Below are 23,498 nucleotides of genomic sequence, written 5' to 3' on the forward strand. Positions count from 1 at the left end.
AACCCCAATTACCAAAAATATTCCGCAACAAGCTAACAATACTTTTGCAAGTTTGTCCATAAACATATAATGGTTTCCCCTTTTGTTTGGTTGTTTGCTATTTTAATTCGACAACTGTTACGCCTAGGCCTCCCTCGCCCATGTCACCGTAGCGGTAGGTTTTCACACCGCGATGTTTCTTCAAGTAATCTTGTACACCTTGGCGAAGCGCTCCTGTTCCTTTGCCGTGAATAATTGATACACGAGGATAGCTTGCAAGCTGTGCATCGTCTAAATATTTTTCAACGCGCATCATTGCATCTTCATAACGTTCGCCGCGAAGGTCTAGCTCTAACGACACGTGATAATCTCTACCCTTCACACTTGCGACTGCTTTTTTCTCAGTTTGCTTCGGTGTATTAATGTATTCCATATTGGATTCTTTCACTTTCATCTTCAGAATACCAATTTGTACGCTCCACTCTGTATCACTTACTTTTTCAAGCAATTGACCTTTTTGACCGAACGTTAACACTTTTACTTCATCACCTGATCGTAACTGTTGTTTCGGCGCTGTATTTTTCACATGTACTTTTTGTTTCTTCACAAGCTCTGGCGCTGCCCCTTCTAGACGGCTCTTCGCTTCAATAAGCTCATGGTCTTTCACATTTACAAGCTGTGCTTTACGCAATTGACGAAGTTCATGAATAATGCCTTCTGCTTCTTTCTTCGCAGCTTCGACTTTCTCTTCCCCTTCTTTTTGCGCTTTTAATAATTTTTCATCGCGCTCATCGTTAAATTCAATAATTTGACGCTGTAATTCACGATGAAGTTTTTCAGATTGCTTACGATGCTCTTCCGCTTCTTTTCGTTCGCGCTCTGCATTTTTTTGGCTTTCTTCTAGCTTTGCAATCATATTTTCGATTTTGTTCGTATCTGTACTAATATGGTTACGAGCGCGATCAATAACGCGATCAGACAAACCAAGACGCTTCGAAATTTCAAAGGCGTTACTACGTCCTGGTACACCGATTAATAATTTGTACGTTGGGCTTAATGTATTCACATCGAACTCAACGCTCGCATTAATAACTTGCTCACGATTGTATCCATATGCTTTTAATTCTGGGTAATGCGTCGTTGCAACAACGCGAGCACCACGGTTACATACTTCATCTAAAATAGAAATCGCTAGTGCAGCCCCTTCTTGCGGATCTGTCCCAGCACCTAATTCATCAAATAGGACTAAACTTTCAAAATCAGCTTTTTCTAAAATATCTACAATGTTTACCATATGAGAAGAGAATGTACTTAAATTTTGTTCAATCGATTGCTCATCACCGATATCAGCAAAGATGTTTTTAAATACACATATCTCTGATTCATCCATTACTGGAATATGAAGACCAGATTGCGCCATTAAGACACAAATACCGACTGTTTTCAGTGTAACTGTTTTACCACCTGTATTCGGTCCTGTAATAACGATTGTTGTAAAGTCTTTACCAAGCATAATGTTATTTGGCACGATAATTTCCGGATCAATAAGCGGATGGCGTGCTTGTTTTAAATCCATGTAGCGTTCATTATTTACGATTGGCTTCGTCGCTTTAATTCGCTTCGCATAAAGAGCTTTCGCAAAAATAAAATCAAGATTTGCAACTACTTCTACGTTTGATAAAACAATATCAGCTTCCACTGCCACTTCTTCCGTTAACATCATTAAAATGCGTTCTACTTCTTGTTTTTCTTTCACACGTGCTTCTTGAAGTGCGTTATTTAATTCCACGATTACTTGCGGTTCGATAAATAATGTTTGTCCAGAAGCAGATTGATCGTGAACAATACCACCATATACGCCGCGGTATTCTTGTTTTACCGGGATTACGTAGCGTTCGTTACGAATCGTTACAATTGCATCTGATAACATTTTTTGCGCGTTTGAAGAACGCGTCATGTTTTCTAATTTCTCACGAATACGGCTTTCCGCAGTACGAATTTGATTACGAATACCACGCAATTTGTCACTTGCGCTATCGACTACTTCACCGCCGTCACCAATACAATTTGTAATCTTCTTTTCTAAATCATATAAAGACACAATTTGCGCAACATGTGTTTCTAAAATTGGAAGCTCAACACCGTTGTCAATCATATCGTCAATGAAACGTTTCATTTGGCGACTACCGTACATCGTACTTGCGATTTCAATTAATTCATAAGGACTTAACATACTTCCAATTTTCGCACGCTTAATATTTGAACGAATATCAGAAATCCCTCCAAGTGGTACATGTCCTTTTAAACGGATGACTTTCGCTGCCTCATCCGTTGTTTCTTGCAATTCCACAATTTCTTCAAAATCTGTGCTTGGCACTAAATTCTTCACTTTATCACGACCAAGTGAAGATGCTGTATGTTCAAGTAATTGTTCTTTTACTTTATTGTATTCTAATACACGCAACGTTCGTTCTAACATGTTGCAGGTCCCCCCTGTATTACTTATTACGTTTAATATAGTCTAATAAACGTTCAATATCCCATGTGTTAATCACGTTATCTTTTTGAATCCAACCTTTACGCGCTGCTGCTACACCTGTTTCCATATCTTCTAACATTTCAAGTGTATGGGCATCCGTATTAATCGCTACTTTTACACCAGCATCTTGTGCTTGTTTTAATAATTTCGCGCTTAAATCTAGACGGTTTGGATTTGCATTTAATTCTAAAACTGTATTTGTTTCTTTTGCGAGCTGGATTAATAAATCTGTATCTACATCGTAACCCTCACGGCGCCCAAGAAGACGTCCTGTCGGATGGGCAATCATTGTGACATGCTTATTCTCAAGTGCAGTGCGAAGACGCTTCATAATCGTTTCACGGTCTTGTGAGAAGCTTGAGTGAATAGCTCCAATGACATAATCTAGTTCTGCTAATACTTCATCGTCAAAATCAAGTGTCGCATCTGGTAAAATGTCCATTTCAATCCCGCGCAAAATTGTAATGTCTGGATACTTTTCATTCATACGTTCAATTTCTTTCGCTTGTTCACGAAGACGCTCTTTCGTTAAACCGTTCGCTACTTTCAAGTATTGCGAGTGATCAGTAATTGCCATAAATTTATATCCATGAGCGCGGCACGCTTGTACCATTTCTTCAATTGAAAAAGCACCGTCACTCCACGTTGTATGCATATGTAAATCACCCTGTATATCAGAGAACTGAATTAAGTTCGGATACTCTTTAATTAATTCAATTTCTTTTCCATCTTCACGCACTTCTGGTGGGATGAATGGAAGGCCAAAGTGGGCGAAGAATGCTTCTTCTGTTTCGAATGTTTTCACTTCACCTGTGTCTAAGATTTCCACACCGTATTCACTAATTTTCTCGCCTCTATCTTTCGCAATTTGGCGCATTTTTACGTTATGGTCTTTTGATCCGGTGAAATGGTGAAGAGTTGTAATAAATTCTTCTGGTTTTACTAAGCGGAAGTCAATTGAAATATCATATTCATATTGAAGACGAACAGATACTTTCGTATCTCCACTTGCAATCACTTCAATCATATTATCAAATTGTAGTAAATGTTCACGCACTACTGCTGGCTCTGTCGTTGCAATGATGAAATCTAAGTCCTTCACTGTCTCACGAACACGGCGTAAACTACCAGCGCGTGAGAAACGAATTATTTCAGCAACATTCGACAATTTCTCCTCTATTTCCCCGGCAATAGGCAATACCATCGCAATTGGTAAACGCTCTGGACGAGAGCCTACTTGATCAATTGCTTCTAATATTTTCTCTTCTGTTTTCTTACCGAATCCAGCTAAAGCTTGTACTTTATTTTCTTCACAAACAGCTTTTAACGTTTCCATATCAACAACACCAAGTTCTTTGTATAACTTGGCCACCTTCTTACCACCAAGGCCTGGTAGTTTTAATAGTGGTAATAAACTGCTTGGTACTTCTTTTTCAAGTTCTTGTAGTACTTCAGATGTTCCCGATTCTATATATTCTTGAATAACTGCTGCCGTTCCTTTTCCGATACCTGGAATCTTTGTGAAATCTTCAATTTCAGAAAGACTACGGTCATCACTTTCTAGTGCTGTCGCCGCTTTACGGAATGCAGATATTTTAAATGGATTCGCGCCCTTTAGTTCCATAAATAGGCCGATTGTCTCTAGTAATTTGATAACTTGTTTTTTATTCACTTTCATCATTGCCCCGCCTTTCTTTCATAGAAAAAAACTTCTCTTTCCGAAAAAAGAGAAGTTACACTCTGCTACCTGTCTGCCATAGTTCCTTCACCTTTTCAGAAAGAATCGGTGTATCGTCTACAATTATTTTGCTAATTGATGATTTTTGTAATGGTGTTTGTATTTGTTCAATTGGAAGAATTGTTCCAACAATAATTAAGACAAACAGAATGATATACACTTCTAAAAAGCCAAGAAGTGCCCCAGCAACCGCATTGACTTGCTTTAAAACTGGGATTTCTGCAAACATATTCAGTAAATTACCAAGTAGTGAAAGTGCGATTTTTGTAATAATAAATAATACGATAAACGCAATTGCTTGATAGAAGACACCCTCAATATTATTCGCATCTATCCATTCTGGAACAGAAACATTCTTATCAAATGGATACGGAATAATTTTCGCAAGTGCTGGCGCTAAATCTTTACAATACCAGTATGCAACGAGGTATGCGATAATAAAGCTTGTTAACTTTACAAGTTGCAAAATAAATCCTCTGCGTAAACCGAGGAAGAATCCCATAACAAGCAATAAAATGATAATAATATCAATCATGTTTATTCAATTCCTTTTTGTGTCATACTTTCTTTCAATTTCTCATGTTCTTCTTTTAATTTTATGTAATCGTGTATGACGTTTACCGCCGTCAATACCGCTAGTCTACTCGTATCAAGCGAAGGATTCTTGGCATTGAGTTCGCGCATTTTATCATCCACAATCGCTGCTACCATGCGGATATGACTTGTACTTTCATCGCCAACAACTGAATACTGTTGGCCATATATTTCTACATTAATTCGACTTTTATTTCCCTTTTGTTGTGACAACTCACCGGCCTCCAATCACGTACAGAATCCTAAAGTTTATCATACCATGAACCATCATAATATGGAAACAGAAAGAACAATCCGATATGATAAAAATAACAACATAAAAAAGGAGCGACCATTTTGTCAAATTCTATCGTAATACAAACAAGTTCTACAGTAATTGAAGACATGAAACAACAATACAAACAAGCACTTAGCCCCAAAATTCCGCAAGGCGGTATCTTTATGGCAAAGGTTCCATCTTGCACAATTACAGCTTATAAATCAGGGAAAGTGATGTTTCAAGGTGGACGTGCTGAAGCAGAAGCTTCTCGTTGGCAAACTGTCTCTCAAACACCAAAATCAGCTGTAAAAAAATCGGTCAATTCACATCGTTATGCGCCGCCCGCTTCCATCGGCACAATGTCTATTCTAGGATCAGACGAAGTAGGTACTGGTGATTACTTCGGACCGATGACAGTAGTTGCTGTATATGTGGATGCAAAGCAAATTCCACTTTTAAAAGAACTTGGTGTAAAAGACTCCAAAAACTTAAATGATGCTCAAATTGCTGAGATTGCAAAACAACTCCTTCACGTTGTTCCTTACAGCTCCCTCGTTCTTCATAATGAAAAATATAACGAGCTATTTGATAAAGGAAACAACCAAGGTAAACTAAAAGCTTTACTGCATAACAAAGCCATCACAAACTTATTGGCAAAAATCGCGCCTACAAAACCAGAAGGCATCTTAATCGACCAATTTACACAGCCTGATACATACTATAAATATTTAGCGAAACAAAAACAGGTACAGCGTGAAAATGTTTACTTCGCTACAAAAGGTGAAAGTGTCCATTTAGCAGTAGCCGCCGCTTCCATTTTAGCTCGTTACTCATTCGTAAAACAATTTGACGAACTAAGCAAAAAAGCTGGTATGCAACTTCCGAAAGGTGCTGGTAAACAAGTTGATATTGCCGCTGCTAAATTAATTCAAAAGCTTGGTAAAGAACGACTACCTGAGTTTGTGAAAGTGCATTTTGCTAATACAGAGAAGGCGTTTCGCTTATTAAAATAGTATCGACAAAAACAGGAGCCTACAAACTCCTGTTTTTTGTTTCGCTTTAGTCCACTCTACTATCGCCTGTGTATTTTTGTTATAATTAAAATATACATATTTTTCAAACATATGAGTTCCTATTACTACTTCTACAAATGATTCTAGATATTTTACTAGGTGATCCACACGAAAAACAGTTCGAAATTAGAGAAAACATTCAGCTACTAAGTGAACAACCAGTGTTCAACGATTTAATAGAGCGCTATGGCCGATCTTTCTTATTAAACTTTCGGATTCGAAAGTTTATCGGGAAACACGATGCTCTCTTGTTAATACACAATCCCGCAAAACTACAACACTTCTGTGAGGAACTTGAATTTATGATTAGAAGAAAAGGATTGTTTACATAGGGAGGGAATTCATATGAACGCTGTAAAAGTTAAAAAGTTATTATATGTTTTCGTACACCTCGTCAGCCCACTTTCTTACCTCACTATTTCTACCATTTGGGGAGCTTTTTTCACTACTAAATCCACATTCGAAAATATATCTGATAATCTTTGTGTGATGGCCATCTATTACGTGCTCATGAGCTTACTGTGGCTTTTCTATTTAGATCGATTAGACAAAGATGTAGATAAGATTACACAAGAGATTCATAACAACAAGATGTAATACATATAAAAAAGGAGAGCCGCCAAGACTCTCCCTTTTTATGTTAGCTTCGTTTCTGCTTCTTATTTGATGAAGATACTTTATGAGAACCTGTTTCATGTGTCGTCGTTCCTTGTCCTTCTACTTCTGGAGAACCTAGGCTTGATCTTGAATGATCTTTTTTCACTTTTTTACTCATCGCACTCACCCCCAAGCTTACTTTTTACTTAAGGGTAAAAAACTATTCAACATAACAATCTGAACAGACACTCGCTACTCTTTTACTCTCGTGTCTGTTTTTCACTAATGTCCCATAGACGTTTTGCGGCATCCTTATCCAAAGCGGCTTCAGACGTTTTTCCTATTTGCTTATCAGCATAGTAACAGCCACTATGGTCAATGAATCGATTTGATTCTGCTAGCCATATTAAAGTTTCAGCACCTTCCTCGGGTGTACGAGAGAAAGGTTTCATTGCCGCCATAGTTAAGCGAGCAACCAGACCATTGTCCTGGTTAAAATTCGTATCCACTAGCCCCGGGTCAAAGCTATAAGCACTAACCCCGGTTCCCTCCAACCGCTGTGCCAATTCAGAGGTGAATAAAATGTTAGCTAGTTTTGTTTGCGCATAACGCATTGTAGGACCGCCCATGAACTTCTTAACACCGAGATAAAGTTGTTCTGCATCTAGATCACCGAAATCAATTCCCTTTTTAGCCATTTTGTGACCGTGAGATGCAGTGGTAATGACACGAGCAGGAGCACTTTCTTTTAAACGCTCCAACAACAAATTAGTGAGTAAGAATGGACCTAAATGGTTTACCGCCCAGGTCATCTCCAAACCGTCCTCCGTAATTTGCCTTGTTTGAAATAATGCACCAGCATTATTCACTAATATATCTATTCTCGGACACCTTTCCAAAATATCAGTAGCTACCCGGCGTATAGATTGTTGGGAAGCCATATCAGCTAAAAATAGATCTATCATCAAATTCCCATTCGTTACATCCTTAATTTGAGCAATAGCAGCATTCGCTTTTTCCTCGTTACGTGCAATGATTCCTAGTTTGGCACCGCGCTCTGTAAATGCCTTAGCTGCCGCTAATCCAATACCACTTGTTGCACCAGTAATCACCACATACTTGTCATGCAGTGTCCACTTTGTATGACTTGGAATCTCCCCCATCGAGCCAAAACCCCTTTCCCTTGCCCATAAATATTTCATTCGTTTTACTATATGTGAGATACGAACGAACCTATGAACAACATTTTTCCAAACAAAAAAAGCGAGAGCAACTGCTCTCGCTTTTTTTGTTTTTAGAACTCAGAAGAACCTGGAGTTCTTGGGAATGGAATTACGTCACGGATGTTAGCCATGCCAGTGATGTACATTAGGAAGCGCTCGAAACCTAGACCGAATCCAGCGTGTTTTGTACCGCCGTATTTTCTAAGTTCTAAGTACCACCAGTAGTCCTCTTCGTTCATACCTAATTCTTTAATTCTGTCTACTAAAACGTCCATTCTTTCTTCACGTTGACTTCCGCCGATTAATTCGCCGATGCCAGGAACTAGAAGGTCAGTAGCTGCTACTGTTTTACCATCTTCGTTCATACGCATGTAGAATGCTTTAATGTCTTTCGGATAGTCAGTTACGAATACAGGGCGTTTGAAGATTTCTTCTGATAAGTATCTTTCGTGCTCTGTTTGTAAGTCAATACCCCATTCTACTGGGTATTTGAATTCAGCACCTGATTCTTGAAGTACTTTAATTGCTTCTGTATAAGTGATGCGACCGAAGTCAGAGTTGATTACGTTGTTCATGCGCTCTAGAACTGTTTTATCAACGAAGCTGTTGAAGAAGTCCATTTCTTCCGGTGCATGCTCTAGTACGTATTTCATTGCATATTTCAGCATATCTTCTGTAAGATCCATTACATCGCCTAACTCAGCGAATGCAATCTCAGGCTCAACCATCCAGAACTCCGCTGCGTGACGAGTTGTGTTTGAGTTTTCCGCACGGAATGTAGGTCCGAATGTGTACACATCACGGAATGCTAATGCATAAGCTTCAGCGTTCAGCTGTCCACTTACTGTTAAGTTTGTTTCTTTAGCGAAGAAGTCTTTTGATTCGTCAACTTGTCCGTCTTCACCTTTTGCTACGTTGTTTAAATCTTGCGTTGTTACGCGGAACATTTCGCCTGCACCTTCTGTATCACTACCAGTAATAATTGGTGTGTGAACATGTACAAATCCACGCTCTTGGAAGAATTGGTGAATTGCAAATGCTGCGATAGAACGCACGCGGAATGTTGCTGAGAATGCATTTGTTCTTGGACGTAAGTGAGCGATTGTACGTAAGTATTCAAACGTATGACGCTTCTTTTGAAGTGGGTAATCAGAATCTGATAAGCCCTCGATATCAATTTTTTCTGCTTTAATTTCAAATGGTTGCTTCGCTCCAGGTGTTGCAATTACTTTACCTTCTACTTTAACTGAAGAGCTTAGTGGAAGCTTTGCAATTTCTTTGAAGTTCTCTAATTCTGTATCGAAAACGATTTGAACACCTTTGAAGAAGCTACCGTCGTTTAATTCGATGAAACCAAATGCTTTTGAATCACGTAAGTTACGAATCCAACCCGATACTTGTACTGTTTGATCTGCGTATTTATCTGTATCTCTATACAGACTTTTTACTAATGTGTTTTCCATAGTAAAATTCTCCTTTACTCATATATTTAAATACAAAAAAACCTTTCATCCATAAAGGGACGAAAGGTTAAACTTCGCGGTACCACCCAATTTGTCATAAAGACCAACTTTAACTCGTATGTAATACATACTTCCCGGTTTGTAACAGGCCGGATTCCCGTCTAAGTCTACTCTTGAATACAAGCTTCAATTTCGGTTAGCAACTCCAAGGTGTTCTTCACATATACCGCCTCATCAGGCTCTCACCGTCCCTGACTCGCTTTGGATTATAGTATATACTACTTTTCCTTATCATCGTCTTTCGTTTTGTTAAACTAAAATTAATGTACTACATTCGAGAGAAAGATGCAAGATGCCAGAAAATATATCAGCGATTTTTATAATATATCGACTTACCGACATTTTCCGACAATCGTGCCATAAAAAAATTGCCGGAATTAATCCGGCAATTTTTTTTACTTACGTAACTCCGCACCAAATTTCTCTTCTACCGCTGTTAATACACGGTTATGCGCTTCTGTTACTTCTTCGTCTGTTAATGTACGTTCTGCATCGAAGTAGTTCATAGAGAATGCAAGTGATTTCTTGCCTTCTTCCATTTTTTCACCTTCGTATAAGTCGAATAGTGCTACGTCTTTCAGAAGTTCTCCGCCAGCTTCAGCAATGACTTGCTTCATTTCACCAGCTTTTGTTTCTGTTGTTACTACAACAGCCATATCACGTGTCATAGATGGGAAACGTGGAATTGCTAAGTAGTAAGTTTCCTCAGCGTCTGCACCGAATACTTTTGCAAGAGATAATTCGAATACGAATGTATTTTTCACATCTAATTGTTTTTCTGTTTCCGGGTGCAATTGACCGATGAATCCGATTGCTTCACCATCTAATACGATGTCAGCTGTACGGCCTGGGTGCATACCTTCACGTTTTGCTGGTGCATAAGTGATTTGATTTGCCACGCCAAGTACGTCGAATAATCCTTCTAATACACCTTTAACAACGAAGAAGTCTACAACTTTCTTCTCACCTTGCCATGCATGGTGAAGAGCAAGACCTGTCATAACACCTGCAAGATGTTGTTCTTCTTTCGGAAGTTCTCCTGCTTCTGTTGGTAAGAAGATAGAACCTACTTCATATAATGCAACGCTGTCGTTTTTACGTGCAACATTGTATGAAACTGCTTCTAACAATTGTGGCACTAAGCTTAAACGAAGTTGGCTACGCTCTTCGCTCATTGGAAGCGCAAGATTTACAGGAGCTTTTTCGTTCGGCTCAACCATATATTGTTTCGCTTTGTCAGCGCTTGTTAATGAATATGTGATTGCTTCATATAAACCAGCACCTTCTAGGAAGCGGCGTACTTTACGACGTTTCGTTTGTGCTGATGTTAATTTACCACGTGTCATTGTTCCAGATGGTAATGTAACTGGAATGTGATCATAACCATACAGACGACCTACTTCTTCTACTAAGTCTTCTGAAATTGTAATGTCAGGGCGACGTGCTGGTACATTTACATGGAATGTTCCTTCTACTTCTGTGAATGGGAATTTCAGGTTTGTGAACATTGTACCCATTTCACTCGCAGAAATATCTGTACCTAATACACGGTTTACTTTTTCAGCTGTAACAGATACTGTACGTTCTTGTACTTGTAAGTTATCAGCTTCTACTACACCTTCAAGTGCTTCTCCACCAGCGTATTTTGCCATTAAAGCAGCTGCATGTTGAATTGCTTCAAATGTACGTGTTGGGTCGATTCCCTTTTCAAAACGTGCACTTGATTCGCTACGAAGACCTAAGTCTTTTGATGTACGGCGCACTGTTTGACCTGCAAAGTATGCAGACTCAATTAGAACGTTTACTGTCTCGCTATCAACTTCAGAATCCGCTCCGCCCATTACACCAGCAACAGCTAACGCTTTTGTGCCATTTGTAATTACAAGATGGTGGCTTTGTAACATACGTTCTTGAGCATCTAATGTTTGAATCTTTTCGCCTTCTTTTGCAAGACGAACAACGATTTCTTTTGAACCTAATTTATCGTAATCGAATGCATGTAACGGTTGACCGTATTCCATTAAAATGTAGTTTGTAATATCAACTACATTACTAATTGGACGAATGCCAGCTGCCATAAGACGAGTTTGCATCCACATTGGTGATGGACCAATCTTTACGTTTTTAACCATTTTTGCAATATATAATGGGTTTTCTTCTTTCGCTTCTACACTTACAGAAATGTAATCAGAAGTTTTTTCTGCTGTTTCTTGTAAGTCGATAGCTGGAAGTTTTACTTCACGGCCGTAAATAGCAGCTACTTCATATGCAACACCTAACATGTTTAAGCAATCTGCACGGTTTGGTGTTAAACCAAGCTCAAGTACTTCATCATGTAAATTTAAAATTTCAAGTGCATCTGCACCAACTTCAGCATCACTTGGGAAGATGAAGATACCGTCTGCATATTCTTTCGCAACGAATTTCCCATCAATACCAAGCTCTTGAAGAGCACAAACCATACCGTGAGAAGCTTCCCCGCGTAGTTTTGCTTTTTTAATTTTGAAGTTACCAGGAAGTACAGCGCCAACTTTTGCAACTGGTACTTTTAAACCTTTTGCAATGTTAGCAGCTCCACAAATAATTTGAACCGGCTCTTCTTCACCAATATCGATTAAGCATTTGCTTAATTTATCAGCTTCTGGGTGTTTTTCACATTCTAATACGTGACCAACTACAACACCTTTTACACCTTTATTTAATACTTCAACACCTTCTACTTCAATACCACTTTTCGTGATTTTGTCTGCTAGTTCTTGTGCTGTTACATCTTTAATATCTACATACTCTTGTAACCAACGATATGATACGAACATATTTATCCTCTCCTTCCCTTACGCTCGTTTGAATTGTTGTAAGAAACGTACATCATTTGTATAGAAATGACGAATGTCATCTACGCCGTATTTCAACATTGCGATACGCTCTGCGCCCATACCGAATGCGAAACCTTGATATTCTTTTGAATCATAACCAGCCATTTCAAGTACGTTCGGGTGAACCATACCTGCTCCTAAAATTTCGATCCAACCAGTCCCTTTACAAGTGCCACAACCTTTACCGTGACACATCATACAAGAAATATCCATCTCTACAGACGGCTCTGTGAATGGGAAGAAACTTGGACGAAGACGAATTTCACGATCTTCACCGAACATCTTTTTCACGAATACTTGCAGTGTACCTTTTAAGTCACTCATGCGAATGTTTTTATCAATTACAAGACCTTCAATTTGCATGAATTGGTGTGAATGCGTTGCATCATCGTCATCGCGGCGATACACTTTACCAGGACAAATAATTTTAATCGGTCCTTTTTCTTTATTCTTTTCCATCGTACGTGCTTGCACAGAAGATGTATGTGTACGTAGTAACGTTTCTTCTGTAATGTAGAATGTATCTTGCATATCACGCGCTGGGTGATCTTTCGGTAAGTTTAATGCTTCGAAGTTGTAGTAGTCTTTTTCTACTTCTGTGCCTTCAGCTACTTCATAACCCATACCGATGAATACATCTTCAATTTGTTCAACAACTGCTGTTAACGGATGGTGACAACCTGTTTCAACAGGACGACCTGGCAGTGTAACATCAATTGTTTCAGTAGCTAATTTCGCCTCAATTACTGCTTTTTCTAAGTTGCCAATTTTGTCTTCTAGACGCGTTTGAATCGCTTCACGTACTTCATTTACTAATGCTCCCATACGTGGACGCTCTTCTGCTGATAATTTTCCCATGCCGCGTAATACTTCTGTAATTGGACCTTTTTTCCCTAAATACGCTACGCGTACGTCGTTTAAGCCCTTTAGCTCTTTCGCTTCTTCAATAAGCTCTAACGCTTTTTGCTTTAGCTCTTTTAAACGTGCTTCCATTTGGAACCCTCCTAATTTTAAAAATAAAAAAACCCCGCTCCCAAAAAGGGACGAGGTAAATTCGCGGTACCACCCTAAATTGACAGAACAAGTCTGCCCACTCATTAGTTATAACGATCAATTCTGACCGGAACGCCTTTACATATAAATGGTCCTGGCGCCAACTCCAGAGGTGAATTCACTTCCATCTACCATAAGAATGCTTTCAGTCTACGGCACTCTCTCCCTATATGGCGATTTTGTAAGCTACTCTTCTCTATCAACGTTTTTCATTAATATACTTTTATTATATGTTCAAAAAAGTTCGATACTCATTTCACCACTTTTTTATGAACATGTACTTCAACTTATTATAAGAAGTTTTTTATCGATTCGCAACTGGGCTTTGTAAATAATACGTTAAAATCCCTGCTGCAACCGCAACATTTAATGATTCTGCCCCGCCGTAAATCGGAATATACAAGTTTTGATCACTTTTCGCCAGAATTTCTTGGCGTACGCCGCTTCCTTCATTCCCTACAATTAATGCAAAACTTCCAGCCGGGGTTACTTCACCAAATGGAACTCCATTTTCAAGAGCTGTTCCATATACAGGGACGTTATTTTCTTTTAACTTGTCTACCCATTCTTCTAAGTTCCCTTTTACAACCGGTAAGTGGAAAATAGAACCTTGTGTAGATCGTAGTACTTTACTATTATAAACATCAACGCACCCTTCTCCAAGCACAACGGCATGAATACCAGCTGCATCCGCTGTACGAATAATCGTTCCCAAATTACCTGGGTCTTGAAGGCCGTCTAATAAAAGAAATTTCCCATCAGTAAGAGCTACTTCTTTCTCATGTTTCTCACAAACAGCAAATACACCTTGCGTTGTTTCTGTTTCGCGGAGTACTTTTACAATTGCTTCAGGCACAATATACATTTCAACATCATTAACTGTCCAATCTTTCGGAAGATCTGTCTGATCTGAAACGATAAGTTCTGTTACAACTCCTGCCTTTAACGCTTCCTCTACTAAATGGAATCCTTCTACAAAAAATAAAGCTTTGTTATCGCGCTCTTTTTTCGTCTGCAGCTTTTTCCACTGCTTCACACGCGGGTTTTGTACTGAATCAATGTTTTTCATAATATGTATTTCCCTCTCTTCTTGTCTTATCATTATAGCCTATTTTTCATACATATTTACATAAAAAAGAACAAAAACTAACGTCAGTTTCAATTCTGAAGAAGAGGTGAAGATAATGAGTTTTAATTTACGCGGCGCGGTATTAGCGAATGTATCTGGAAATTCACAAGACCAATTACAAGAAACGATTGTCGATGCAATTCAAAGCGGTGAAGAAAAAATGCTTCCAGGTCTTGGCGTTTTATTCGAAGTCATTTGGAAAAATGCTGATGAAAATGAAAAACACGAAATGTTAGGAACACTGGAGCAAGGATTAAAAAATAAGCAATAAAAGGTCACCTTAGAAAAAAACTAAGGTGACCTTTTATGTCTATAAAATTTTTCTTCTCCTAAACATTTCTACTTTACTAACGCTACCCCGATGGAGTACAATGTTCAAAATACATTTAAACTGATCGATTTTTCTTCATATACATCATTGGATAAAAGGAGTGAATGTTTTATGCACCGTATTACGCTTGAACAAATTTTTAAACATCACATTACGCAAAAATATGTAAACCGTTCTGGAATGGTCCACGCGATTGCTGTCGCTTATCATGCGTTTCACTTAGCCAAAAAGCATCACGCCTCAGTCGATGCTGCGACAAAGGCTGGCTTCCTTCATGATATCGGACATCATACGTGGTACACAGGTGGCGAATGGGACTATGACTTGTATAAAAAGAATGATATACATGCGATTAAAGGGGCAGAAAGATCTCATAAATTGCTTATTAGATTAGGAGAACATCCTAAACTAGCAAAAGAAATTTCTATTGCGATTCTTCTTCATACAGATTCTTTCTTAGTACAGCAAGAAATTGAAAGAACATCTCTTCAAAACATTATTAAATGGGCAGACGAAGCAGATGAAGAACCGGGCGGAGCGCATCATTATAGAACGATTTCTTATGAAAAAGCATTGAAAGTAATTCAGCAATTAGACCGATTGGTAGAGCGTGAATTACAAATAGAGCAAAAGAAATTGAATGACAAGGCAGAACATAGTTATCAATGAGAAAGAGGCATCACTATAGGGTGATACCTCTTTTATTATTTTGCGAAAAATACACCTTTGTATGTAATATTTAAATGTTACACTCAAAAGCAAAATACTTTATAATTAAATATACAAATATAAAGAGGTGGTTTTACAAATGCAACCCGCTACACAACTTTCTAATGAACAGAAATACTCTATGTCATGGGGACAATTTATTAGCTCCGTTTTATTCGCTTTTTTCGGAACCGGACTTATTACTGTGTTCCTCGCAATGCCCTTAACAATTTATACAGCCGGCCTTACAGATAAAAAACAAATTGCCCTGTATGAATCTATTGCAAATACTGCAAGTATCATATTACAACTAGCCGTGTTGTTATTCTTCATTTTCAAATTCGAACCCGCAAAAAAATTACTACTAAAATCTTTTAACTTTAAAGTACTTAAAGAATGGCGTACATACGTATACTTACTTCTTTTCTTCGCTATAAACATTATACTCAATTACACCTTGTTAAATTATGTGTTCCAAGACGCAACGAAGCAGCAATCTTCCGCACTAAACTTAGACGTTTTTAAGCAGTATCAAATATTATTATTTCTCGGCTTCGCTATACTCACACCAATTTTTGAAGAGCTGATTTTCCGTGGTTTTATACTTCGCTTCTTCTCAGAACGCTTTCCATTTTGGATTGCAGCTATCGTAACAAGCTTCTTCTTCGGTATCGCTCATACATACTCACTTGGAGTAATGGTAATTACTTTCTTCATGGGATTATTAATGGCTATTTTATGTAAAAAAACAAAATCCATTATTCCAGCTATGTTATTTCATATTATGAATAATATGTTAGCATTCTTGAGTTAGAAAGAGGTGTCATCGCGATACCTCTTTCACTCTTTTATCACAACTTCAAACTCTTCTTCCGTTAACACTTTTCGATAATTCGTTTTCTTTTCTCCCTCTTCACCAGAAGTGATAACAGGCGTCAGTACAATTTTCGTTACACTGTCCTCTAGCTTTTCAAAACGCCAATAACTATTTTCCGCTAATGTATGACCTGAAACTGGTTTTAACTCTTTCCCATCTTGATCTTTTGCAGTAAATGTCACATCTAACTTTGTTCCGTTCATCATTTTATAATTTAACTTCGTAGATACAGGAGACACTTTCAAATCTTCCACTTCTATTTTTTGACCATTTTCCAATTTAAAATGTTTATGGATTGGGATTGTTTTCGTTTCAGCTTTTAATTTGTCTCCAGATGCCTTAAAGGAAAAGCCCCATTCTCCTTTTATTGAGGTTTTATCTTTTAACGGCATAAGTCTTCTATATATAATTTGTATATCTAGTTCCCCATCCAATTCCATTGGCTTCATTTGTGAATCTTTCAAATTTGTAGTAGTAAAAAATGTGTATGTATAATCATTTACTTTTTGTTTACCTCCACCACCACTACCATTTAACTCTTTTCCATTTATATAAACATCTGGGTACGGTAAAAAAATACCTCCCAGATTAACACTGTTAGACTTAAACGTACTATTAACAATAATCTGTCCCTCATCTATCATCACTTCATCTAACCTTACTTCTACACCGTTATCATAAACCGTTTGTCCTATTGTCGTTTTATATTCTTTTAAAAGTTCTCCTCTACTGTTTACGTAGTCTTCCATTTTACTTCCGATTAACGGTATATCTGCAATCATCCTTCTCATATCTACAGTCATCATCATGATAAATAATGCCGCAGCCAATGTTACAATAGCTATATTACGTTTCGTATGACCTTTGTTCTTTCTTATCTTTTTGCTAATTCGCTTTTGTATTTGCTTTTTCTCTATATGAGTTAAGTTAACTTCTTTATATTCATTTTCATCAATTTTTATATCATTTAACATTTCATACGGATCTTTCATTTCCTTCACCTCTTTTCTTATTTACTTCATTCGATTATGTAAAAATAATGCCCTTAGCTTCTTCCGGCCTCTCGACAGACGATTGTATATAAAAGAAGTTTTCATCCCCATTTTCTCTGCAATATCTTCTACACTGTCTTCTTCAACGTAATGCTTCATAAAGATTTCTTTATCGTTCTTCTTTAAATGATCTAATATATGTTCCATATCATTACTAATTTCATTTTTAGTAGTATCGGTATGTACCGCTATTTCACCTATTTGATCTAATCCTTTTTCATTTACTGTCTTCGCATATTTCCTCGCATAATCGATAGATTTATATTTTGTAATAGCTGCAATCCAATTTTTCAAAGTATTTTTCTCCTCATCATACTTTTCAATATGATTCCAAATTGCCAATAACACATCATCCATGCATTCCTCTTGTACATCTTGAAAAGAGGCTAAATGCTTCTGAATAATACTTTTTATAAGTCCGCCGTACCGGTCGATAATAAAATATAATGCTTTTTCGTTCCTTTTCCGTAGTTGCATTGCAACGTTCTCTTCTTTAATTTTCATATGTCCCCTCCTCTCTAACGTTCTCTACATCTATTAATTCGTATCGTTGCTTCTCATTTCTATCAATTTATACATATTTATTAATAATATCCAAAATAAACCTCATGTAGTAAAATATAACTCATCACCATAGAAGGAGATTATTTATGTCGAGCTTACTTTGGATTTTTTATATGCCACTTCTTGTTTTATGCGGATTTTTCGGTGGTATTTTTTTAATTATTACTAGCATTAAACATCTTAAATTATTTGTGGGTTTAATGGGGCTACTTATCCTATCTTTTGTCACACTACCTTTTGTTTTTTGGGGCATGGGGGTGAATAGCGATACGATCCTCCCTATTTCAACTACTTTATATTGGATACTGTTTTCTTTAACTGGATTATTGGCAGGATTAAATGGATTACAGGCAAAGATTAAAAGTATACGTAATATGGGATTCATTATTTTTATCGCTGGCATATTAGGGGTTATTTTCTGGGTACTTATGTCTGTAGGGGATTCATTCTATATATAATATTTTATCGGAGGTAATACAGAAGTGTTTGGAATATTAACTTGGATGGTTTTGGCTCTTACTTTGATGTTATGCCAATTCATCGTTGGCATTTTTTTAATTATTGCTGGCATTAAATATCGTAAATCACTTACTATTATAGCTGGTTTGATTAGCATATCGCTTATCTTTGTTCCTATCATTTGTATAGGTTTTGGAATAGATTTAGAGGGGATGGTTCCAATTTCAGGAACTTTATATTGGTGTTTCTTCTCTTTAGCTGGACTATTAGCTATTATAAGTGGAAGACAAACATCCAGCATTCGTGCTATGGGAACAATTTTGTTTATAACAGGGCTGTGCTCCGTAGCTGGTTATCATTTTTTATATCTCACTCTTTAAAAAGACAAAAAAGCAGGGAAATTAATTCCCTGCTTTTCTATTTGGTTTATTGCCTGATGGTAAGAAGAACGATAACACCCAAGCAATACCGGCTAATATTGTTGCAATTAAGAAGGCATCGTTAATACCGTTAATTGCAGATAGCCTTGAAATTTGTCCGAATAATAGTTGTGTACTCATCGCATCTCCTGCTTGAGCTGATCCGGCTAATGCCGCTAAGCTTTGGCCCATACCGTGTACTTTATCAACTAAAATCGGGTTTGACGTTGTTAACATATTGCCGTAATCCGCTACGTGAGCAGTAGTTTGTTGCGTCATAAGCGTGATTAATATCGCTGTTCCAATTGAACCAGCTACTTGTCTTGACGTATTTTGCGTTGCTGTACCGTGAGAAATTAATTTCATCGGCAGTGCATTCATACCAGCTGTCATAATTGGCATCATAATGAATGACATACCAATTGAGCGTATAATATAATCCGTCATAATAACGCTATACGGTGTATCCATCGATAACGTTGTAAATTTATATGTCGCAAATGTTGTAATGGCTAATCCGACAATTGCTAACGGACGAATACCATACTTATCAAATAGTTTACCTGCAACTGGTCCCATGATCCCCATAATTAATGATCCTGGAAGTAATAATAAACCAGATTCCATCGGCGTAAAACCGCGAATGTTTTGCAAGTATACTGGAAGTAATAACATACCTCCGAATAAGGCCATCGTTACAATCGCGTTAATTACTAATGTGAAAGTGAACGTCGGATATTTAAACACTTGTAAATCAAGCATTTTATTGTCTGTTGTTAACTCTCTCCAAATAAATACAGCTAAACCAATGACACCGATGATAAGTGTTATAACAACTTCTGCACTAGTCCAGCCATTATTTCCAGCTTCACTAAATCCGTACAGTAAGCTACCTAGTCCAATACTTGAACTAATAACACCGAGTACATCTAACTTTGTTTTAGACACTGGCTGAGCTAGTGTAAAGAATTTAAAAGATAAGAACGTAATAATTAAACCGATAACAAACATCCCATAGAACATTAAGTTCCAGCTATAGTTTTCAATTACCCAACCTGTTACAGTTGGTCCGATAGCTGGTGCTAAAATCATCGCTACCCCAAGTAACCCCATAGCTGCTCCGCGTTTATTAGGCGGGAATAATGTCATGAAGATATTCATACCAACTGGCATTAAAATACCCGCACCAACCGCTTGAATAACGCGGCCCGTCATCATCATTGTAAAGTTTCCTGATGTAGCACAAATGATAGATCCTACAGTGAAGAATAACATTGCTGCTATGAATAATTTACGATACGTAAATCGTGAAACTAAAAATGCACTGATTGGTACTAAAATTCCGTTTACAAGCATGAAGCCTGTAATTAACCATTGTGCTGTTGAAGTTGATACGTTAAATTCGTTCATTAATGGAGGCAATGCAACATTAATGATCGTTTGGTTTAAAATAGAAACGAACATACCGAGAATTAGTACAGCTACAACTGCCTTTACATTCACATTCTCTACCGGCAATTGTCTCTTCAGCATTTCTTTTTCCTGTTTTACTTGCTCTTGCTTCCCTGTTTCTAATTCCACTACGTTAGAAGCTTCTGTTTCTTGTTTTTGTTCAAGTTCTTTCTCTACTGTTTCTGCTTGACTTACTTCTATCTTACTTACGGCTGGGACTTGTTCTTCTCCCACATTCGTTTTTTTCTTTCGTAAAAGACGATTTATAAGGAAGAAGACGATTATACAAAATAGTGCATATCCTACAATTGCAATTGAGGACATCTCATCTCCCCCTTACTTATGAATACGAACTGACACATTCATTCCAGGAACAATATTTACTGATTTACTATGATCTAAAGAAATTTTAACTGGTACAACTTGCTTTACTTTCGTATAGTTCGCTGTTGAGTTACTTGATGGTAACATCGAGAATGTATTCGCCGTTGTTAATCCAACTTGTTCTACTTTTCCTGTTAACGTTGTATCTGGGTATGCATCTACATACACATCTACTGTTTGGCCTTTTTGAACATCATCAATATTTGTTTCTTCAATATTTGCTGTTACCCATAAATTGTTCATATCAAATGCGTAAGCAATTGGGCTTCCTGCTCCAACGAACGCATTAGTTGTTGCGTTTGATTGTACAACTGTTGCATTTTGTGGAATTGTTACATCTACTGTTTGCTCACCATTTGCTCCTGCTACAGTAACCGCACCTAATTTATCGTTCTCATTGTAGTTTTTTCCTACTTCAGCTTTCCAGTCTGTTAATTTACCTGCTGCTGGTGATGCAATTGGGATTACTTTCCCGTCAATCTTTGCATTTTCTGTTTTTAAATAGTTTTCTGTTTGATTGTAATAGTAATAACCGCCAATACCGCCGCCAACTAATACAATTAATGTGATAATGTTGATAATTACCATTCTTCGAAACTGATTCATTGCATTCCTCTCCTTATATCGCATATAATTTTTTTCTAAACTATTTATATCCTTAGTGTTTATATTGTTTAATTGTTAATTATATTAACCTTTAAACAAAAAAAGCACACCTTTTACGACGCAAACTATGTTTTGTCTGCATCCTAGCGGTGCTGATTTCTAAAGGACTATCGTTTATAATTATAAATAATTATCCCGAATCTACAACCAACAATTTAAACCTATATGTTGTTTAAACAACATTACACTATACATGTGTTGTTTAAGGTTAAAAAATTAAACGAGGTGAAGTAAAAATGTCTATTAAAAATACAAATGATCCACGTGTAAAACGAACGAGACAACTCATACAGGATGCTTTTGTCGCTTTAGTAGGCGAAAAGGGCTTCGAAAATGTAACTGTGCAACATATCGCGGAACGCGCTCCTGTAAATCGCGCTACATTTTATAGCCATTACCATGATAAATATGATTTATTAGAAAAAAGCATAGAAGAAATGTTAGAAAAACTAGCTGCAGTAATTAAACCACAAAATCGAAATAAAGAAGATTTCCAGCTCACTTTTGATTCACCGCATCCAACTTTTTTAGCTTTGTTTGAGCATATCGCAGACAATACTAATTTCTATAACGTTATGCTCGGCGATAAGGCAGCTGGAAACTATTCTTATAAAATGATGAAAACAATTCAAACACATTTAACATTAAGCCTATCTATTTCCCAGCCAGATGATGAAGACCTTATGGTCCCTCGTGATATTCTTATTAGTTATGTTACAGGCGCTCATATCGGAATGATTATGTCATGGTTAAAAAGAGGCATGATTTATACCCCACATTTCATGGCAATGCAATTAACTCGCTTAATTATTTTAGGAGCTCATACTGCAGCAGGATTAGAAAGACCATTTTAAAAATGAAAAAAGCGAAGGAGGTTATCCTTCGCTTTTTTCTATTAATTAAATGTAATGTTATGTACAGCCTCTTTATCAAGACGTTTAATAACTTCTACAATTAACTTCACTGCGTTTTCATAATCATCACGATGTAACATCGCTGCATGAGAATGAATGTAGCGTGTCGCAATCGTAATTGCCATAGACGGAATACCGTTTACAGAAATGTGAATTGCTCCTGCATCCGTTCCCCCGCCCGCTACAGAATCATATTGGTATGGAATTTGTAATTCATCAGCAACATCAACTACGAAATCACGTAAACCTGTATGACCAATAACAGAAGCATCATATAAAATGATCTGCGGTCCATCGCCCATTTTACTTTGCGCTTCTTTTGCCGTTACACCTGGTGTATCCCCAGCAATACCTACATCTACTGCGAATGCGATATCGGGCTTAATATAGTTTGCAGATGTTTTCGCACCACGAAGACCAACTTCTTCTTGTACAGTACCAACGCCGTATACAACGTTTGGATGCTTTTCATCTTTTAATTGTTTTAATACGTCAATTGCAATTGCACAACCAATTCGGTTATCCCATGCTTTTGCAAGTAACATCTTTTCATTCTTCATCACTTGGAATTCGAAGTACGGTACAACTTGATCTCCTGGTCGTATGCCCCACTCCATCGCTTCTTCTTGGCTAGAAGCACCAATATCGATGAACATGTCTTTAATTTCAACTGGCTTTTTACGAGCTTCTGGAGGTAAAATGTGCGGTGGTTTTGAACCAATTACACCTGTTACATCTCCTTTACGCGTTACAATCGTTACGCGCTGTGCAAGCATAACTTGCGACCACCAGCCACCCACCGTTTGGAAACGAAGGAAGCCTTTGTCATCAATTTGCGTAATCATAAAGCCGACTTCATCTAAATGACCTGCAACCATAATTTTCGGGCCGTTTTCTTCCCCAACTTTTTTCGCAACTAAACTTCCTAAATTGTCAGTAGAAAGTTCATCTGCAAACGGCTCAATATATTTCTTCATTACTTCACGTGGTTCGCGCTCGTTACCCGCAATACCGCGTGCGTCTGTTAATTCTTTTAGCATTGTCAATGTATCGTCTAATTTTATCATTGCCAACACCCTCCTTTTTCTT

General features: G+C 37.5%; 24 protein-coding genes and 2 other annotated features. Of the genes, 9 read left to right on the forward strand and 15 right to left on the reverse strand.

The features are described from left to right. Positions 1 to 97 precede the first annotated feature (97 nt). Genes JFT95_RS20405 through zapA form a run of 4 tightly spaced genes read right to left on the reverse strand, consistent with a single transcriptional unit; the run spans position 98 to position 5,063 of the window. On the reverse strand, positions 98 to 2,458 hold the full coding sequence (locus JFT95_RS20405; RefSeq protein ID WP_002129331.1) for an endonuclease MutS2: 2,361 nt from the start codon (positions 2,456 to 2,458) through the stop codon (positions 98 to 100). A gap of 19 nt (positions 2,459 to 2,477) precedes the next feature. Then, positions 2,478 to 4,196: a DNA polymerase/3'-5' exonuclease PolX gene (polX, locus tag JFT95_RS20410; RefSeq protein WP_201053098.1), complete on the reverse strand. Its 1,719-nt coding sequence runs from the start codon at positions 4,194 to 4,196 to the stop codon at positions 2,478 to 2,480. A 55-nt stretch (positions 4,197 to 4,251) separates the two neighbouring features. Next, positions 4,252 to 4,791, reverse strand: coding sequence for a CvpA family protein (locus JFT95_RS20415; RefSeq protein ID WP_002129333.1), 540 nt, complete (start codon positions 4,789 to 4,791; stop codon positions 4,252 to 4,254). 2 nt (positions 4,792 to 4,793) lie between these two features. After that, positions 4,794 to 5,063 carry a cell division protein ZapA gene (gene zapA / locus JFT95_RS20420; RefSeq protein WP_002112165.1) on the reverse strand — a complete coding sequence of 90 codons (270 nt, stop codon included), beginning with the start codon at positions 5,061 to 5,063 and terminating at the stop codon, positions 4,794 to 4,796. Positions 5,064 to 5,186: 123 nt separating this feature from the next. Here zapA and rnhC point away from each other — a divergent pair, with 123 nt between their 5' ends. The 3 genes from rnhC to JFT95_RS20435 all read left to right on the forward strand — a co-directional run bounded on the left by rnhC (position 5,187) and on the right by JFT95_RS20435 (position 6,779). Beyond that, the gene (gene rnhC, locus JFT95_RS20425; protein ID WP_201053100.1) at positions 5,187 to 6,122 is read left to right on the forward strand and encodes a ribonuclease HIII; all 936 of its coding nucleotides are present in this window, start codon (positions 5,187 to 5,189) and stop codon (positions 6,120 to 6,122) included. A gap of 137 nt (positions 6,123 to 6,259) precedes the next feature. Continuing rightward, positions 6,260 to 6,514: a hypothetical protein gene (locus JFT95_RS20430; protein WP_201053103.1), complete on the forward strand. Its 255-nt coding sequence runs from the start codon at positions 6,260 to 6,262 to the stop codon at positions 6,512 to 6,514. Positions 6,515 to 6,527: 13 nt separating this feature from the next. Further along, the gene (locus tag JFT95_RS20435; RefSeq protein ID WP_201053105.1) at positions 6,528 to 6,779 is read left to right on the forward strand and encodes a hypothetical protein; all 252 of its coding nucleotides are present in this window, start codon (positions 6,528 to 6,530) and stop codon (positions 6,777 to 6,779) included. A 43-nt stretch (positions 6,780 to 6,822) separates the two neighbouring features. Here the strand turns inward: JFT95_RS20435 and JFT95_RS20440 are convergent, their stop codons facing one another. The 6 genes from JFT95_RS20440 to JFT95_RS20465 form a co-directional block, all read right to left on the reverse strand. After that, the gene (locus JFT95_RS20440) at positions 6,823 to 6,957 is read right to left on the reverse strand and encodes a YuzL family protein (protein ID WP_000039594.1); all 135 of its coding nucleotides are present in this window, start codon (positions 6,955 to 6,957) and stop codon (positions 6,823 to 6,825) included. An 82-nt stretch (positions 6,958 to 7,039) separates the two neighbouring features. After that, complete coding sequence (locus JFT95_RS20445) at positions 7,040 to 7,942, reverse strand: SDR family oxidoreductase (RefSeq protein ID WP_201053106.1); 903 nt, start codon at positions 7,940 to 7,942, stop codon at positions 7,040 to 7,042. Between the two features lie 131 nt (positions 7,943 to 8,073). Next, positions 8,074 to 9,465: an asparagine--tRNA ligase gene (asnS, locus tag JFT95_RS20450; RefSeq protein ID WP_002167595.1), complete on the reverse strand. Its 1,392-nt coding sequence runs from the start codon at positions 9,463 to 9,465 to the stop codon at positions 8,074 to 8,076. Positions 9,466 to 9,517: 52 nt separating this feature from the next. Beyond that, positions 9,518 to 9,769 (reverse strand) — a binding site (T-box leader). A 151-nt stretch (positions 9,770 to 9,920) separates the two neighbouring features. After that, positions 9,921 to 12,341, reverse strand: coding sequence for a phenylalanine--tRNA ligase subunit beta (gene pheT / locus JFT95_RS20455; RefSeq protein WP_201053108.1), 2,421 nt, complete (start codon positions 12,339 to 12,341; stop codon positions 9,921 to 9,923). 18 nt (positions 12,342 to 12,359) lie between these two features. After that, positions 12,360 to 13,394 carry a phenylalanine--tRNA ligase subunit alpha gene (gene pheS, locus JFT95_RS20460; RefSeq protein ID WP_002015457.1) on the reverse strand — a complete coding sequence of 345 codons (1,035 nt, stop codon included), beginning with the start codon at positions 13,392 to 13,394 and terminating at the stop codon, positions 12,360 to 12,362. A gap of 43 nt (positions 13,395 to 13,437) precedes the next feature. Then, positions 13,438 to 13,666: a binding site (T-box leader), on the reverse strand. Positions 13,667 to 13,758: 92 nt separating this feature from the next. Further along, the gene (locus tag JFT95_RS20465; RefSeq protein WP_002015458.1) at positions 13,759 to 14,556 is read right to left on the reverse strand and encodes a TrmH family RNA methyltransferase; all 798 of its coding nucleotides are present in this window, start codon (positions 14,554 to 14,556) and stop codon (positions 13,759 to 13,761) included. Between the two features lie 82 nt (positions 14,557 to 14,638). Here JFT95_RS20465 and sspI point away from each other — a divergent pair, with 82 nt between their 5' ends. From sspI to JFT95_RS20480, 3 genes are all read left to right on the forward strand, one after another. Further along, positions 14,639 to 14,854: a small acid-soluble spore protein SspI gene (gene sspI / locus JFT95_RS20470; protein WP_201053110.1), complete on the forward strand. Its 216-nt coding sequence runs from the start codon at positions 14,639 to 14,641 to the stop codon at positions 14,852 to 14,854. Positions 14,855 to 15,025: 171 nt separating this feature from the next. After that, positions 15,026 to 15,583, forward strand: coding sequence for an HD domain-containing protein (locus tag JFT95_RS20475; RefSeq protein WP_201053112.1), 558 nt, complete (start codon positions 15,026 to 15,028; stop codon positions 15,581 to 15,583). Positions 15,584 to 15,722: 139 nt separating this feature from the next. Further along, positions 15,723 to 16,436, forward strand: a complete 714-nt coding sequence (locus tag JFT95_RS20480; RefSeq protein ID WP_201053115.1) for a CPBP family intramembrane glutamic endopeptidase — start codon at positions 15,723 to 15,725, stop codon at positions 16,434 to 16,436. A gap of 26 nt (positions 16,437 to 16,462) precedes the next feature. On the opposite strand, the gene JFT95_RS20485 is transcribed toward JFT95_RS20480, so the two are convergent. Both JFT95_RS20485 and JFT95_RS20490 read right to left on the reverse strand, forming a co-directional pair. Continuing rightward, on the reverse strand, positions 16,463 to 17,491 hold the full coding sequence (locus JFT95_RS20485; RefSeq protein WP_201053117.1) for a DUF4179 domain-containing protein: 1,029 nt from the start codon (positions 17,489 to 17,491) through the stop codon (positions 16,463 to 16,465). 21 nt (positions 17,492 to 17,512) lie between these two features. Next, entirely contained in the window at positions 17,513 to 18,055 is a 543-nt protein-coding gene (locus tag JFT95_RS20490; protein WP_201053119.1) for a sigma-70 family RNA polymerase sigma factor, read from the reverse strand. Positions 18,056 to 18,201: 146 nt separating this feature from the next. Between JFT95_RS20490 and JFT95_RS20495 the strand changes: the two genes are divergently transcribed. Both JFT95_RS20495 and JFT95_RS20500 read left to right on the forward strand, forming a co-directional pair. Beyond that, positions 18,202 to 18,573, forward strand: coding sequence for a hypothetical protein (locus tag JFT95_RS20495; protein WP_063218383.1), 372 nt, complete (start codon positions 18,202 to 18,204; stop codon positions 18,571 to 18,573). Between the two features lie 24 nt (positions 18,574 to 18,597). Then, a complete protein-coding gene (locus tag JFT95_RS20500; RefSeq protein ID WP_201053121.1) occupies positions 18,598 to 18,954 on the forward strand; it encodes an ammonia permease in 357 nt (118 codons plus the stop codon). A gap of 21 nt (positions 18,955 to 18,975) precedes the next feature. Here JFT95_RS20500 and JFT95_RS20505 read toward each other — a convergent pair whose 3' ends face one another. After that, on the reverse strand, positions 18,976 to 20,769 hold the full coding sequence (locus JFT95_RS20505; RefSeq protein ID WP_201053123.1) for a DHA2 family efflux MFS transporter permease subunit: 1,794 nt from the start codon (positions 20,767 to 20,769) through the stop codon (positions 18,976 to 18,978). A 12-nt stretch (positions 20,770 to 20,781) separates the two neighbouring features. Then, the gene (locus tag JFT95_RS20510; RefSeq protein ID WP_002129345.1) at positions 20,782 to 21,435 is read right to left on the reverse strand and encodes an HlyD family secretion protein; all 654 of its coding nucleotides are present in this window, start codon (positions 21,433 to 21,435) and stop codon (positions 20,782 to 20,784) included. Positions 21,436 to 21,731: 296 nt separating this feature from the next. Between JFT95_RS20510 and JFT95_RS20515 the strand changes: the two genes are divergently transcribed. After that, the gene (locus JFT95_RS20515) at positions 21,732 to 22,349 is read left to right on the forward strand and encodes a TetR/AcrR family transcriptional regulator (protein ID WP_002015467.1); all 618 of its coding nucleotides are present in this window, start codon (positions 21,732 to 21,734) and stop codon (positions 22,347 to 22,349) included. A 41-nt stretch (positions 22,350 to 22,390) separates the two neighbouring features. On the opposite strand, the gene JFT95_RS20520 is transcribed toward JFT95_RS20515, so the two are convergent. Then, complete coding sequence (locus tag JFT95_RS20520) at positions 22,391 to 23,476, reverse strand: M42 family metallopeptidase (RefSeq protein WP_002129347.1); 1,086 nt, start codon at positions 23,474 to 23,476, stop codon at positions 22,391 to 22,393. Positions 23,477 to 23,498 lie beyond the last annotated feature (22 nt).

Origin of the sequence: Bacillus sp. TH17, assembly GCF_016651125.1 — a bacterium.
Lineage (GTDB): Bacteria > Bacillota > Bacilli > Bacillales > Bacillaceae_G > Bacillus_A > Bacillus_A mycoides.